The organism is Cohnella endophytica (assembly GCF_003628305.1).
Classification (GTDB): domain Bacteria; phylum Bacillota; class Bacilli; order Paenibacillales; family Paenibacillaceae; genus Cohnella; species Cohnella endophytica.
Genome location: NZ_RBZM01000009.1, coordinates 208,920 through 223,727 on the forward strand (window position 1 = coordinate 208,920; position 14,808 = coordinate 223,727).

Annotated in this window: 10 protein-coding genes; 2 read left to right on the plus strand and 8 right to left on the minus strand. The window is 54.1% G+C overall.

Annotated elements, in window-relative coordinates; translation table 11 throughout:
- Positions 1 to 11: 11 nt before the first annotated feature.
- The 5 genes from D7Z26_RS27545 to D7Z26_RS21205 all read right to left on the minus strand — a co-directional run bounded on the left by D7Z26_RS27545 (position 12) and on the right by D7Z26_RS21205 (position 8,032).
- The gene (locus tag D7Z26_RS27545; RefSeq protein WP_199731753.1) at positions 12 to 2,933 is read right to left on the minus strand and encodes a DUF4832 domain-containing protein; all 2,922 of its coding nucleotides are present in this window, start codon (positions 2,931 to 2,933) and stop codon (positions 12 to 14) included.
- A 576-nt stretch (positions 2,934 to 3,509) separates the two neighbouring features.
- A complete protein-coding gene (locus tag D7Z26_RS21190) occupies positions 3,510 to 4,559 on the minus strand; it encodes a LacI family DNA-binding transcriptional regulator (RefSeq protein ID WP_325050467.1) in 1,050 nt (349 codons plus the stop codon).
- Between the two features lie 42 nt (positions 4,560 to 4,601).
- Positions 4,602 to 6,137 carry a glycoside hydrolase family 31 protein gene (locus D7Z26_RS21195; protein ID WP_120979019.1) on the minus strand — a complete coding sequence of 512 codons (1,536 nt, stop codon included), beginning with the start codon at positions 6,135 to 6,137 and terminating at the stop codon, positions 4,602 to 4,604.
- A gap of 656 nt (positions 6,138 to 6,793) precedes the next feature.
- A complete protein-coding gene (locus D7Z26_RS21200; RefSeq protein WP_233567098.1) occupies positions 6,794 to 7,012 on the minus strand; it encodes a cold-inducible protein YdjO-related protein in 219 nt (72 codons plus the stop codon).
- A gap of 180 nt (positions 7,013 to 7,192) precedes the next feature.
- Positions 7,193 to 8,032 carry an AraC family transcriptional regulator gene (locus D7Z26_RS21205; RefSeq protein ID WP_120979020.1) on the minus strand — a complete coding sequence of 280 codons (840 nt, stop codon included), beginning with the start codon at positions 8,030 to 8,032 and terminating at the stop codon, positions 7,193 to 7,195.
- Positions 8,033 to 8,160: 128 nt separating this feature from the next.
- Here D7Z26_RS21205 and D7Z26_RS21210 point away from each other — a divergent pair, with 128 nt between their 5' ends.
- Together D7Z26_RS21210 and bglX are read left to right on the plus strand one after the other, a co-directional pair.
- On the plus strand, positions 8,161 to 9,513 hold the full coding sequence (locus D7Z26_RS21210) for a glycoside hydrolase family 30 protein (protein ID WP_120979021.1): 1,353 nt from the start codon (positions 8,161 to 8,163) through the stop codon (positions 9,511 to 9,513).
- A gap of 14 nt (positions 9,514 to 9,527) precedes the next feature.
- Entirely contained in the window at positions 9,528 to 11,726 is a 2,199-nt protein-coding gene (gene bglX / locus D7Z26_RS21215; RefSeq protein ID WP_120979022.1) for a beta-glucosidase BglX, read from the plus strand.
- 114 nt (positions 11,727 to 11,840) lie between these two features.
- On the opposite strand, the gene D7Z26_RS21220 is transcribed toward bglX, so the two are convergent.
- The 3 genes from D7Z26_RS21220 to D7Z26_RS21230 are packed head-to-tail and all read right to left on the minus strand — an operon-like array spanning position 11,841 to position 14,725.
- The gene (locus D7Z26_RS21220; RefSeq protein WP_120979023.1) at positions 11,841 to 12,800 is read right to left on the minus strand and encodes an alpha/beta fold hydrolase; all 960 of its coding nucleotides are present in this window, start codon (positions 12,798 to 12,800) and stop codon (positions 11,841 to 11,843) included.
- Positions 12,801 to 12,860: 60 nt separating this feature from the next.
- Positions 12,861 to 13,730, minus strand: coding sequence for a sugar phosphate isomerase/epimerase family protein (locus tag D7Z26_RS21225; RefSeq protein WP_120979024.1), 870 nt, complete (start codon positions 13,728 to 13,730; stop codon positions 12,861 to 12,863).
- Complete coding sequence (locus D7Z26_RS21230) at positions 13,727 to 14,725, minus strand: Gfo/Idh/MocA family protein (protein WP_120979025.1); 999 nt, start codon at positions 14,723 to 14,725, stop codon at positions 13,727 to 13,729. The genes D7Z26_RS21225 and D7Z26_RS21230 overlap by 4 nt, the downstream gene beginning before the upstream one ends.
- Positions 14,726 to 14,808: the final 83 nt, after the last annotated feature.

A 14,808-nucleotide genomic window follows, 5' to 3' on the forward strand; every position in this document is an offset into this window, starting at 1 on the left:
TTGTCTCCCGACTACTCAAATCTTATTTCGTCGATCCAGATCGTTCCGCTGCTGCCGTACCAGAACGCCATCGTCAATTGACCCGGCGCGCTCCGGTTCACTCCGTTCGCGACCAAATCGATCGCGATGTCTTTGTATGCCGTCGTTATCGTATTGCCGCTGAAGTCTCCGAACGTCTTCTCGACGCCGCCGAGCGTCAAGTGGAAGTGGCTTTGCTCCCCGCCGGCGGCTCCTTTGACGCGAACGATCATCTTCGTATAGCTGGCGATACTTTGAGTAACATCGCTTCCGAACCACCCATTGTTACTATATTGCAACTTGAGCGCTCCGTTCTCGATCACGCCCGCGTTGTTCACGAAGCCGTTAGCGCCTGCCCACTTGCCCAAGTCATTGCTCCCCGGCCACGCAGGAGAGTTATCGAAATTGTCCAGTAACAACGCCGTCGTGCCTCCGCCGGAACTCGTCGTATCCGAGACGGTATTGCTCGCCGCGGAAATATTGTTCGCGGCATCTTTAGCTTTGACGAAGTAGGAGTAGGCCGTACTTGCGGCCAGCCCCGTATCGGTATACGTAGTCGTCGTCGCAGTGCCGACATAGGATCCGCCCCGATAAATATCGTAACCGGTTACCCCGACATTATCCGTAGAGGCCGTCCAGGACAAGCTGATGCTCGATGACGTTTTGCCCGTGACGCTTAAGTTGGATGGGGCGGTCGGCGCTTGCGTATCTCCCGACCCGCTTCCGCCTCCGCTCACTTGAATCCGGTCGAAATCGGGCGCCCAGCCGCTTGAATTGGACAATTTGATCGTATTGTTGCCCGCGTTCAACTGCACTTGCGTTTGAACGGTTCCGACCGTGGTCCATCCTCCCGTGCTCGGGAATGTCACTGTAACCGCCGTTCCGCCGTTTACGCTCAGCTGCGCCGTACGGCTGGCATCGCCGTTCAAATACGAAATGGTAAGCGTAGCCGTTCCCGCAGTTGACGCATTAACTCCGTTGAACTGAAGCGTGCCGGCATTGTTGCCGACATACCCGACCTTCGAGCCGCCGGAGCAGGTGGAACATGCGCTTACCGCGGCTCCGCCTGCCAATGTATTCGCGGAAGCTTCCGCTTCGTAGGACACGGTTCCTCCTCCGCCTCCGGATGCGGATGTTGTTACGTTTAGTGTGTTGCTGGCGGGGGATACATTGCCTGCCGCGTCTTTCGCCTTCACTGTGTAGCTATATGCCGTGCTCGCGTTTAACCCCGTGTCCGTGTAGGACGTAGATGCCGTCGATCCTACTAGGTTGCCGCCGCGGTACACGTCGTACCCGGTCACCCCGACGTTATCCGTCGATGCGCCCCATGATAAGCTCACGCTGCTAGCGGTCGTGCCCGTGCTACTCAAATTCGCGGGCGCGGTTGGCGCTTGCGTATCCCCGCTGCCTCCTCCACCGCTTACACCGCCGTCATAAGCGCCGCTATTCAGGCTGTAAGAAAGCGTGTTGTCGGCTTTCAACCCGGCGAACGAACCCAGATTCTGATCGCTCGGATCCCCGCCGATTCCCACTTTGCCGATCGGCGTCCGGCCTCCCGAATAATAGTTCGTATTGGCGAATCTGACGCTCGGCTTCCAGCCTGATGGGTCCAAGATAGATAAGGCTAGAGTATACGTTCCTGCAGCCAGGTTAGAGGGAATCGTGAACGCTCCCGATACGGCGTTCGATGCGGGAGCATTGCTATAGGTTCTCGTTCCGGCATTCCAATTCGTCCCCGGAAGCCATTGCCTGACATCGGCGTTGAATAACCCTTTCCAAGCAACCGATTTGTCCGCTCTCAGCAAGCTCGCTTCTACCGGCCAATTGTAATAGAACGGAGATGATCCTTTATTCGTCACGTTAAACGATACGTTCATCGTTCCGCCGGGCTGTACGTTTCCGGAGAAAGTAGCCTGGTTAATGACGAAACGGTAACCGAGCACCTTCTGCATGGCGGTCGCCCCCGCTTCGACGGCGGAGTTGCCCGCGTTGTATTCCGCGATCCAACCCAAGCTGGACGTGTGCGTCTTCATAATCCAATCGATAACGTAGTTCGTATTATTCGTACTTCCCAGAGTGCCGTCCGGGCTGCCGCCAAGATTCGATTGGTCTCCCCAGTCGTAGGCAACTTCCCCGCTGTTGATTTGCGTCCTCCAAGTGTCTCTCGAAATCTCTCCGTTACCTCCCGCCGCGTCGTCCGGCAAGGCGAAGGAATCCCACTGGATACCGAACGGATAGGCGGTGAAAGTTTCAGGATACCGGACCATCACTTTCTTGTTATGAAACGCGTTAACGTAAGCATCGCCCATCGCTTGCTGGAAGCTTAGCGGAATACGGTCCGTTCCGTCGGCGAACTTATTGGGGTAAATATGCTGCTCGCCCCAATTCCCGAACAAACCGAATTCGACGGCGGCCACGCGGGGATCGTTGTCCCAAGCTTGTCCCAGCTTGTTGATAAACGCGACCATCCGGGTTTTGTAGGTGTCCGACAACCACTGCTGCGCGGGATCCCCGTGCGGGATTCCATCCGGCCAATATTCCCCTACGTTCGGGTAGACGATCACGACGCGCGGGACCACTTTGATATTCCGGTTCTCTAATCCAGCCCAAGCCGTATTGCTCCAGTCTTTTATTTTCTGTACGGAGTCGGACGCCGCGTTCTCGAGGCTCGTGTAAGGAATGTATTGCTTGTAGATCGTGGTATACTCTTTGTCCGGGAAGCTGTTGCTCCCGATATAGACCGAAGGCCTGAAGCCCATGTTCGGATTTTTGAACGCTTCGGACGTCTCGGACAGGTTGACGGTAATCGGTCCCACGGCCGCATGGACCTCCTTGTTCGGCAAGCCCGCGTTCAATGAAACGGACAATAGCGCGACCGCCAATAAGATGTATAACTTTCCGAGTTTCAACTTCATCCCTTAAATCCCTCCAGTTCGAATTGTCGCCGTTCATGACAGCGCTTCCATAATTCGTTCAAAAAAAAGGAACTCCTCCAGGTTGATCATGATGAAAATCGAGTTATTATTCAGGAAACTAATTTGCGCAAATATTTTCCTGAGACTTATATTAAAGAGAATTATGCTAGGTGTCAATCCCTATTCAACCAGCCAGCATAAACGATAGCCCTAAGCGAATATGGCGATGAAAAATTCGACAACTACTGCTGTTGGCGGCACGCGACGATTCCCTAGAACCGTAGTTTAATAAATTGGAAAAAATACAGCTAATCGGAGACTATTGGCTGAAATTCGGTCATCAGTTGGAGAAAGTCCACTTAATTCCACTATCGGAGGCGTTGTTGCTCATTAAGGAAAAAATAGATGTACTTTTTCCAACTAATACGATCAGCTAACCGAACGACGGAAAATAACTGTCCTCTTTCCAACTAAATTCTCTCGCATCTCGGTGAATCGACTGAATTTCCTACTTTCCGAACTTGCAAAAAAAAGGGCTATTCCAGCAACGCTTGGAATAACCCTCTTAACTTGCCGCTATTCTTCTCTAACCGTAACCTTGGCGCACGATTCCCGTTCGATAAGCTCCGTCTTCAAGCTGATGTTCACTTCCGAAATATTTTTGTTCGTAATCAACTCCGTCAGCATCTTGACGATCAACTGACTGATATCGTATCGGAATCTCCGGACGGTCGTCAGAGGCGGCATCATGAACTCGGATAACTTCAAGTCGTCGAAACCGATAAGCGAGACGTCTTTCGGAACGCGCAGCTTCAGCTCCGCCAGCCCTTTCATGGCCCCGAAGGCGATGATGTCGTTAAACGCGAATATCGCGGTAATGTCCGGCTGCTCCGCCAGCATTTTTTTCACGGCTTGATGTCCGTGCGCGGGATCGAAGGCGCCCATCAGGACGTTCGACTCGTTCCAAGGCATTCCTAATTGAAGAAACGCATCCCGGCATCCCCGAAGCCTATTTTCGTTAACCAAGTGCTCGCTTGGGCCCGCGATCATTCCGATCCGCCTGTGCCCTAAACCGTACAAATAATGAATGACGTCATATGCGCCTTTGCGGTTGTCGTAATCGATGTAATTTTGCGCGGCATCGTAGTTTCTGCCATTGGTGATCAAGTAAGGAATTCCCCGGTTCATGAGTTCTTCGACGAGACTATCCCCCACGAAAGGGTCGAAAATGACGGCCGCATCGATCTTTTTCTCGTTCAAGAGCCGATAAGCCGACGAAGACGGGGTTAAATCCGCCGTATGCGTTGCCATATGGAATTGATGTCCGTAAGACTCGAACTCTTCTTTCAGATCGTTCAAATCCGCGGAGGAAGAAGGATCGTTATCGAAAAAATCGTTCACGTCGGGCACGAATACCGCGATGCTATAGGAAATGCCGACCATTCTGGAAGGAGTGATCCCCGGCTTCAAATAGTCATTGGCGATCTCGAGCACCTTGCGGCGGGTATCGTCGCTGAAATTTCCCTGATTGTTAATAATGCGGGAAACGGTACTGATCGAAACATTCGCCTTTTCGGCGATTTCTTTGAGCTTAATGAGTGCCCCCTCCAGTCTGCTATAGCCTATATGTTCATCTTAATGAGGACAACTCTTAGAGTCAAACGTATTTCATTGGCGTCGATACCAAGGCAAACGGGATAGCGGCGCTTCTACCGTTCGTTCGCACGGTCCTTGCACGTAGCTTTCATCGTCGCCCAACCATTTCCCTTCGGGAAAAACGATTACCCGCTCCTTCGCCCCTTTGGCGAGAACCGGGGCAACGAGAATGCTGTCTCCCAGCATGAATTGATCCTTAACCCGCTCGCAGCCTTGGCCTGGAAAAACGAATTCCATCGCGCGCAGGATCGGAGTTCCGAGCCGACCGGCTTCTTCCGCCAATCGAAGCAGCTCCGGTCCCATCCGAAGTCGTAGCTTCACGGCATCCAAACAATAGGAAACGAACTCTTCATTTAACGCCTTCCAAGGGGCCGTAGAAAACTGCATCATCGGGAACAAAGCAGCGCATTGCGCATAACGGACGAACAGCTCCGGATCGAACGGGGTGGCTTGCAAGTCTCCGTCCCATCCGCCCCCCACCATATCCGGGCAATTAAACGCAGAACCGATCAGCCCTTGCGCAATCGAATTGGGAATGAGCGAACGAATGCCGTCCTCCTCCCAGCTATGCGGTTTGTCTCTCAATCGCTGCATTAACGGCGCGCCGCCCATTTTCCAGCTGGCGCGATATTCGCTGAGCGGATAGTGCAGGCCCAAGCGTCCATAGGCCGCGCAATCTTCATTCGGAATCGTCGTGCCCTGCCAGCGGAAGGAGGTCGCCCATACCCAAGAGGAGTCGCCGGACGGGTCGCCCGCATCGAACTTGAAGCCGTCGATGCCATATCGGTTAACGAGTTCGTCAAGCGTAGCCTTGAACCATTCGAACGCTTCCGGCAACGTATAGTCGAGCACCGCGCTGCAGCCGTTCCACCAACGCCGGATGGCCATTCTTCCTTCATCGTCCTTGACCAAGAAGCCTTTCTTATCCAGCATTCTTCCCTTGAAGCTATCCGGGCTGACATAGGGACATACCCACAGCATCACTTTGAATCCCATTTCATGCAGCGTCTCCATCATCGCTTTCGGATCGGGGAAACGCGCCGAATGAAAAGCCCAAGTCCCGTAATCCTCCATCCAATTATCGTCGATGATCAGAACGCCCGGAGGAAAGCCATGGCTTAATATTTCGCGCGCGTAGGCGATCGTTTTGTCCTGGGTCGGCTCGTAATGCATTTCCATCCACGTGCAATATTGCGGCGCCGTAAAAGCGAGCGGATCCGGATAACGTCCGCCAGCGGGGAAAAACTCGTTCGCTCCATCATGAAATGCCCGAGGCAAATCCGCGAAGCTGCCCGCAAGCACGATATCCCCTTCCTCGTATTCGATACGTATCGATCCGGTACGGAAGGCAATGGAGAACGGACGATCATGCCAAATATACCTGCCGCGGTTCGACACGAAAAAGGGGGCTCCCGAGTTTTCTAGCAAATTCGTTAAATCCAAAAGAACGTCGTCCGCCCCGTAAGGCATTCGTATCCCGTCATGGATCGCCCCGCCCCACCAAAGCTCTCCCGGCAATGTTTGTATCTCTTTTATTAAGCGTTCCATATCGTCATCTCCGATTGAGGAAAATATTTGCGCAACTTTTTATTATCTTATTCTCTACTCCCTTTCCTCGTCAACAACAAAAAGCTCAGTTGTGCGCCGTAGTTGGGGTTAGTCACACTATTTGTGTGCTGAGTGTGCCTCTGGTGCGCCTTAGTTGGAGTTAGTCAAACTATTTGTGTGCTTAGTGTACCTCTGGCGCGCCGTAGTTGGAGTTGGTCAAACTATTTGTGTGCTGAGTGTGCCTCTGGGGTGCCGTAGTTGGAGTTGGTCAAACTAATTGTGTGCTGAGAGTGCCTCTGGTGCTCCGTAGTTGGAGTTGGTCAACCTATTTGTGTGCTGAGAGTGCCTCTGGTGCTCCGTAGTTGGAGTTAGTCAAACTATTTGTGTGCTTAGTGTACCTCTGGCACGCCGTAGTTGGAGTTAGTCAAACTATTTGTGTGCTGAGTGTGCCTCTGGTGCTCCGTAGTTGGAGTTGGTCAAACTATTTGTGCGCTGAGTGTGACTCTGGTGCGCCGTAGTTGGAGTTGGTCAAACTAATGACGTTCTAGGAGGGGCTGTGGTGCGGCAAATGGGTAATGGCTCTCATCCGAGGAAAAACAAAAAAGCCGCACGAATGCGGCTTTTCCACTTATGATGCTTACGACTCCATACTATCGCTACGCCTTGTTCCTAGGCGCGGATTTATGTTTATGAATGAGCTTCGGCAAATGCTTAATGCCGCGAATCATTTTTCCTTTGCACATCGGGCACTCCGGCGTGTCGGAGGCAGCCATTTCTTCGCGAACCCATACCTTGCATTCTTTGTCTACGCATCTCCAGATCGGCACCGCCGTCAAATCAGCTTTATCGGAAACCTTATCCGAAGTTTTTTCCAAAACCGTTCCCACCCTTAACACTAATAATTTACCCTGAAGTAACGTCCATCATTTCGGCCGCTTATCCGCCTCGTTTAGACTCTTCAAAATCCGGAATCGCCTTCGGTGCATCTCTGTATATTGCTCTCGTTCGCTGTCTTTTGTCAACGCAAAATACTACCAATAAAGCATGCTTTTCGCTCATTCCCGCAACTGCGTGTTTTGCTTCGCCTCTTTGATCTTTGCAACTTGCCGTTTCCTGTAAGTGCCGGGAGAAATTCCGTATGTCGAGCGAAATACCCGGTGAAAATACGTATAGCTTCCGAGCCCCGACTCCGATGCGATCTGCTCCAACGACATGACGCTATGATCGAGCATCGCTACCGCGTGAGATAACCTCAATTGCTGTACGTATTGCATCGCGGACATGCCGAAATGCTCCTTAAAAAGATGCACCGCCCGAGACACGCTAAGACCCGCGTTCGCCGCGATATCTTGCAAACGCACGACGGAGGCGGCGTTTTTCTCGATATAATTGCGCATTTTCAGCGCATGGAACGCGGAAACGGATTGCGTGGGGGGAGCTTCCTCGATCGCGCGGTCGAGCAATAGCAGAACCGACCTAACCAGCAGCGCAATCAGCTCCGAATGGCCTCCGTCGAGCCTTCTCGTTTCTTGAATCAATTGCTGCCACAGCCCTTTGATCCGCTCGTCCTCGACGAGCTTCGTGATCGTCGGCCGGCTCTTGCGTGCCCACCATTCATCCATGCCCGGCCCCGTACCCATGATGAAATAATCCCCGTTCGGCTTCATCGGTTCTCCCGGAGTTCCTATGTTCAACTCGTACATGTCCCCGGGCTCAAACAGCAGCAGATCGCCCGGCATAATCTCCACGACCTCGCCCCCGATCAGCGCCTTGCTGAAGCCCTCTACCTGCAATCGGATAATATAGGTATCCAAGCCATTCCTGTAATCCTGCCTAAACGGCTCGATATGTCTAGAATACCCGCACAAATACACGCTTACATCCCCGACTTCCAACACTCTCGCCTCCGCGGGTTATTTATAACACGACCAGATCGTATAGGTATTCAATCAATTTGTTTCTACATAAACCTTCCCTAAACCTTCTATAATAATGACATAAATAATATTGGAGGTTAATGAATATGAGCAAACGTACGATTCGAGTGATTCAAACCGAACAACATAGCGGCGACAGATTAACGGAAAAAGCCCCTTTGACGCTGCAACCCGACTCCAAAGGCGTCGAGAACCAGCTTCTGAACGTATACGACGACCTGGAATACCAACGCATTATCGGCTTCGGCGGCGCCATCACGGAAGCCTCCGCGGTTACCGCGGCCAAGCTTAGCGATAAGATCAGCAAGGAAATCATCGACGCTTACTTCGATAAAGAGAACGGTATCGGCTATTCGATCGTCCGTACTCACATTAACAGCTGCGACTTCTCCGAAGGCAACTATACTTACGTAAAAGACGGAGATGCGGCCTTGGAAAGCTTCGACATCAGCCACGATAAAGAAGCGATCATCCCGTATATCCAACAAGCCAAACAAACGGCCGGCGAGGAATTCGTCCTGTACGCTTCCCCGTGGAGCCCGCCGCCGTGGATGAAAACGAACGGAGAGATGAACAACGGTGGCAAGCTGAAGCCGGAATATCGCGATGCATGGGCCAGATACTATTTGAAGTTCATCGAAGCGTACGAAGCCGAAGGCTTGCCTATCTGGGGCTTAACGGTACAGAATGAAGCTAAAGCCGTTCAAATCTGGGATTCTTGCATCTACACCGCCGAAGAAGAGCGCGACTTCGTCCGCGATCACCTCGGGCCCGTGCTTCACGGCGCGAATCGTTCGGACATTCGCCTCATGATCTGGGATCACAACAAAGAACGCGTTTACGACCGCGCGAACACGGCTTTCAACGATCCCGAAGCTTCCAAGTACATCTGGGGTATCGGCTTCCACTGGTATTCCGGAGATCATTTCGAGGCGCTTACGGCTACTCACGATAAGTTCCCGGACAAACAGCTCGTCTTCACGGAAGGCTGTCACGAAGGCGGCGTACAGCTAGGTTCTTGGAAGAGCGGCGAACGTTACGCGCATGACATTATCGGCAACCTGAACAACTGGATGTCGGCGTGGACGGATTGGAACATCGTGCTCGACGAAATCGGCGGTCCCAATCACGTCGGTAACTATTGCGACGCCCCGATCATCGCGGACACGACGAAGGACAGCCTGACTTACCAAAGCTCTTACTACTATATCGGGCATTTCAGCAAATACATCCGCCCGGATGCGGTTCGCGTAGGATCCTCCAAGTTCACGGACAAGCTCGAGACGACGGCTTTCAAGAATACCGACGGAACGCTTGCGCTCGTCGTGCTGAACCGTACGGACGAAGATATCGCATACATCGTTCGCAATCGCGACGAAATCGCGGAAACCGTCATTCCGGCGCACGCGATCCAAACCTTGTTATTCCCTTGCCCTTGAGAGGAGCCGCATAGATGACGAAGCATCGATGGACGACCCCCGAAATACGCAAGCAAGCGGAAGCGATTCTCGGCCGAATGACCCTCGAAGAGAAGGCCGGCCAGATGACCCAATACGATTGGGGATTTAATCCGATCAACCCGGATACCGGACTCTCCCAACGGGAGGTTATCGCCGATCAGATCGAGCAAGGTCTCGTCGGTTCCGTATTTAACTTATCCGGAGCGAAGGAATCCGACGAGCTTCAGCGCCTCGTTCTCGATAAGACCGCGAACGGAATTCCGCTCCTGATCGGACGGGACATCATTCACGGATACCGGACCGTATTCCCGATTCCGCTCGCTCAGGCTTCCGCATGGAATCCCGAACTGGCGGGCAAGACGGCCGCCGCCTCTTCCCGTGAAGGGCTTGCGGACGGAGTCGCATGGGTATTCGCGCCGATGATCGACGTGACCCGCGATCCCCGTTGGGGAAGAATCGCCGAGAGCATCGGCGAAGATCCTTATCTCGCATCCGCCTACGCCGAGGCGTGGGTCGAAGGCGCGCAGACGGACGACGGGCCGGGTTCCGCAGCGGCCAGTTGTCCGAAGCATTTCGCCGCTTACGGTCTTGCTGAAGCCGGTCGCGATTACAATACGGTCGATCTCTCCGACCGCATGCTGCGCGAGGTCATCCTTCCTCCTTTCCGCAAAGCCGTCGAGTCGGGCGCGCTAAGCATCATGGCTTCGTTTAACGAGATTAACGGGATTCCGGCTTGCGCCAACCGTTACTTGCTAACGACTATATTGCGGGAGGAATGGGGCTTCGAAGGTGTCGTGGTCAGCGACTACGGCGCGCTTCAGGAGCTAATCGTCCACGGTATCGCCGCGAACGAGGAAGAAGCGTGTTTGTTAAGCATTCTGGCAGGCACCGACATGGATATGTCCTCCGGCATTTACGTTCGTTACCTTCCGAAGCTTGTTCGCGAAGGCAAAGTGCCGGAAAGCCTGGTGGACGAATCGGTTCTACGCATTCTCGCCTTGAAAATCAAGCTTGGCCTATTCGAGCGTCCTTTCGTGAAATCGAGAGAATACGCTACGGACGTCGCCTTGCCGGAAGCCCATGTCGCGCTTGCCCGCCAATCGGGACGCGAGTCGATCGTGTTGCTTCGCAACGAACGTCAAACGCTGCCGCTTCGCAAGGACGTTGCCTCGATCGCGGTCGTCGGCCCCCTCGCCGGTAGCACGAAGGATCCGCTCGGATGCTGGTCTTTCGACGGGCGGCCTGACGATGTCGTCTCCGTGCTGGAAGGCGTTCGCCATGCCGTAGCGTCCTCGACGACGCTGCACATTGCGCAAGGCTGCGAAGTCAACTCCGATGCCGACTCGGAAGAGGGCATCGCGGAAGCGGTAGCGGCGATCGCAAAAGCGGACGTTGTCGTTCTTGCCCTTGGCGAAGCGTTCGATATGAGCGGGGAAGCCCGTTGCAGAACGGATCTCGACTTGCCCGGAAACCAGCGGAAGCTAGCGGAAGCCGCCGCCAAGCTCGGCAAGCCTGTCGTGGCTTTGTTATTATCCGGTCGACCACTAGCCATTCCTTGGCTTGCGGATTATGCCGACGCCATCATCCAAGCTTGGCATCTCGGCGTTCAAAGCGGCCATGCGATCGCGGACGTTTTGTTCGGGGACTACAATCCGAGCGGACGGCTTACGGCCACGTTCCCGCGCAACGTTGGACAAGTTCCGATCTATTACTATCGCAAGAAGACCGGACGGCCTCCGGGCGGCGTGTACACTTCCTACTATATCGATTCGACGACGGAGCCCTTATATCCATTCGGTTATGGCTTAAGCTATACGACAATGCAATACGGCACAATCCGTCTCGCGGGCGCGACGATCGGCCGGCAAGAAGATCTCGACGTCTCCGTCGAAGTCTCCAACGTCGGAAACCGTTCGGGCGAAGAAGTCGTCCAAGTGTATATCCGGGACGAAGCCGCGAGCGTCACGCAGCCGCTCAAGAAGCTCGTCGCCTTCCGGAAGATCCGGCTTAACGCGGGAGAAACCCAAACCGTATTCTTCCGCATTCCATCCTCTTCGCTGGCGATTATCGATGCGGAGATGAAAGTAACGGTCGAGCCCGGAACGTTCACGTTATGGGTCGGACCCAACTCCTCCGAAGGCGAATCGGTTCGCTTCTCCGTCGAAGGACCGGCTGACGTCAGCGTCGGTTAACGCCATTAACGACGGTTGTTGCTGGCCTTGCACGCAACAAAAAAGCCTACAAATCGATCGGCAACCAACGCCGGCAGGTTTGTAGGCTTTTCGTATTGAAGCTAACAATATCGCTTAGGACTTCAAGAAAAACTGAATCGTTTTGTCCGTCGATCCGGGCAGGTGCTCGTGCCCGAAGTCCGGATAGATGACCAACTGCTTCGGAGCGGTCATTTTATTGTACGCCGCGAATTGCGTGGATGGCGGGCAAATCGGATCCATTAGGCCGACGAAGAACAGTACTTCTCCGCGAATCCGGTTGGCCAGGAATTGAAGATCGATATAGCCGAGCTTCTCGAATATCTCGTCCTCGCGCTCGTGCAACGGATCGAAATGGCGGAAAAACGTACGCAATTCTTGGTACGCATCCTTCGCCAAATCCATCAACCAAGTCCGTTTGTAGTCGCACAGGAACGGGAAAACGGGAGCTAGTTTCTTAATCCGGGGCTCCAGCGCGGCGCAAGCGATCGTGAGAGCTCCGCCTTGCGAGCCGCCGTGGGCGTATACCCGCTCCGGATCCACTTCCGGCAACCCGATCGCGATGCCTGCCAATTGCGCCGTATCTAAGTAAATATGCCGAAATAGCAGATTGTCCGGATGATCGTCCAAACCGCGGATAATGTGACCTTGATGCGTGTTTCCTTTAACGCCGCCTGTATCCTCGGAGGAACCACCTTGGCCGCGGCAATCCATGGCCAATACCGAGAAGCCCAGCGAAGCGAAGGCCAGCTTATCGTTCCAATCGCCGGCATTGCCCGTATAACCATGGAATAAAACGACGGCTGGGTGTGGCTCGGATACGTTCCTTGGTCGAACGTACTTCGCATGGATTCTGGCTCCGCGCACACCCGTGAAATACAGGTCGAAGCACTCCGCTTGCGGCGTCTGGAACGCGCTTGGCACCATTTCCACTTGCGGGTCCACGGCGCGCATCTCCGCGATCGCCCGATCCCAATAAGCATCGAAATCGGCGGGGCGGGGATTAATCCCTTGGTATTCTTTGAGTTGCTCAAGAGGCATATCGACTAACGGCATGAACGAACATCCCTTTCAACGATAGTATGTAAACGAATAATCTCATCCTACCATAATTCTTTAGCGAAAGTATTGCGCCAAATGGGCCGCCGCCTTCGTAATTCCTTGCCGCTCCGCCTCGAGCGATCCCCAATAACGATGGTCTTCCAATTCGATGCTGACCGCGCCTTCGTACCCGATCCTCTCGAGACGCGCGGCGACGCTCGCCCAGTTCACGTCCCCGTGCCCGGGAATCGTATACCGCCAGGAGCCTTCGGAGAACCCGTACTTCGCCCCGAAGGTCGCCGGAAGAATGCCGCATTCGTACAGTTCGTCCGATAACATTTCCGTATCTTTGCCATGGCAGTGATTCACGCGCTCGCCGAATTCGGACAGCGCCCGAAGGTAATCGATGCCTATCCGCACCAAATGGGACGGATCGTAATTCAGTCCGAAATGGGGAGACGGGATCGCCTCGAACATCGCCCTCCACATCTCGGGCGTGCACCCGAGCGTGGAATAATGCGGCGCGGGACCCGGCCATCCCTCGATCGCGATATAGATTCCTCTTGCCTCGGCATGCTTAACCAGTTCCGGAAAAGTATTTTTCCAGATCGCGAAGCCTTCTGCCCGAGGTAACGTATGATCTTCCGGAACTAGACACATGAACATGATCTTGCCGCCAAGCTCCGCCATCCCGTCCATCTGCCGTTTAACGGATTCCGAAGCCGCCTCGCGCACTTCGTCTTTCCGGCTTAATAATTGACCGACGCCTTGAGCGTCCACCGATCCGATGCCGATGCCCGCACGATCGCAAGCCGATTTGATGTCCGGAGTCAGCGCCGGAACGTCGAGGACGTCCAGCCCGGCTTGCGCGGCCCAGTTCGCCGTCGCTTGCATGCCTTCCGCTCCGATCTTCGGAGGAATCCTCATTCCCAAGTTCAAGTTCATGCGCCGACTCCCCCTTCTTGATCCCCTTGCATGAGCGGGGAGTACCCCGCGGCTTGATAGACCATCTCCGAGAACTTCACGACTTTATAAGCGAACTCCCCGCTGACGGCCACTTCTTGCCGCCCTAGAATCGCATCTACGAAGCTCTTATCCTGGTTGGTCGTTCTCTCCGGAAGCTCCGGTACGATAACCTCTTCCTCCCGGAAGCGCCGGATCGTGATCTTGCCGTTATCGTAGAAGATCCCCCCGTCCTCCCCGCAGAATACGTACGTCTCGTGCCAGCATGGCGCGTAGCCGACGAGATTCAATCCCGCGACCGCACCTTCCGCGAAACGAATCGAAGTAAAGGTATCGATCTCGACCGGAGATCCGTGCTGATGCAGTTGCGGCTTCACTTCGATCGGGGTGAGCCCCGTCGTCCACAGCAGAACGTCGATGATGTGACTGCCGGAGTCCATGAGGAACCCTCCTCCCGACAACGCCGGGTTCTGGCGCCAGGTTCCCGGCGTCCCCTGCCTCCACTCTTGGTATAACGAAGCCGTAATCGAAGTCAGCTTGCCGATCTCCCCTCTGGCGATCGCTTCCTTGATATATAGAAATTCCGGTTGAAAATGACGCTGATAGGATACCTGCAAAATTTTCCCGACCGATCTTGCCGTCGCGATCAAGCTTTCGGCTTCCTCGGAAGAGCACGTCATCGGTTTCTCGATCAGGACGTGCAGCCCCTTGTTCAGCGCATCCGTCGCTTGCCTGAAATGCAGCGTATGCGGCGAGCAGATAACGACGGCGTCCAGATCGACCTGCTCCAACATGGTTTCGTAATCCTCGAATTCACGAACGTCCGTTAAGCCGAACTTGTCGAGAAACGTTACCCTGCTCTTCTCGCTCGTATCCGCAATCGCGACAATCTCGACTTCCGAAAGCTCCGACAATTGACTTCCATGCCATGCGGCGATACCGCCCGTTCCGATCATACCCATACGAATCGTGCTCATTCAGGCCTTGCCTCCCCTAGATTGAGATGAGATTCAGACAAGATCAGGTTAACAAAAGGAACTCGCTACGAATATCCAAATAC

Bases quoted from the DNA above. Each gene is read 5' to 3' on its own strand.
- D7Z26_RS27545 (WP_199731753.1), bottom strand. From the start codon at position 2,933: ATGAAGTTGAAACTCGGAAAGTTATACATCTTATTGGCGGTCGCGCTA.
- D7Z26_RS21195 (WP_120979019.1), bottom strand. From the start codon at position 6,137: ATGGAACGCTTAATAAAAGAGATACAAACATTGCCGGGAGAGCTTTGG.
- D7Z26_RS21210 (WP_120979021.1), top strand. From the start codon at position 8,161: ATGAGCAAACGTACGATTCGAGTGATTCAAACCGAACAACATAGCGGC.
- bglX (WP_120979022.1), top strand. From the start codon at position 9,528: ATGACGAAGCATCGATGGACGACCCCCGAAATACGCAAGCAAGCGGAA.
- D7Z26_RS21220 (WP_120979023.1), bottom strand. From the start codon at position 12,800: ATGCCGTTAGTCGATATGCCTCTTGAGCAACTCAAAGAATACCAAGGG.
- D7Z26_RS21225 (WP_120979024.1), bottom strand. From the start codon at position 13,730: ATGAACTTGAACTTGGGAATGAGGATTCCTCCGAAGATCGGAGCGGAA.
- D7Z26_RS21230 (WP_120979025.1), bottom strand. From the start codon at position 14,725: ATGAGCACGATTCGTATGGGTATGATCGGAACGGGCGGTATCGCCGCA.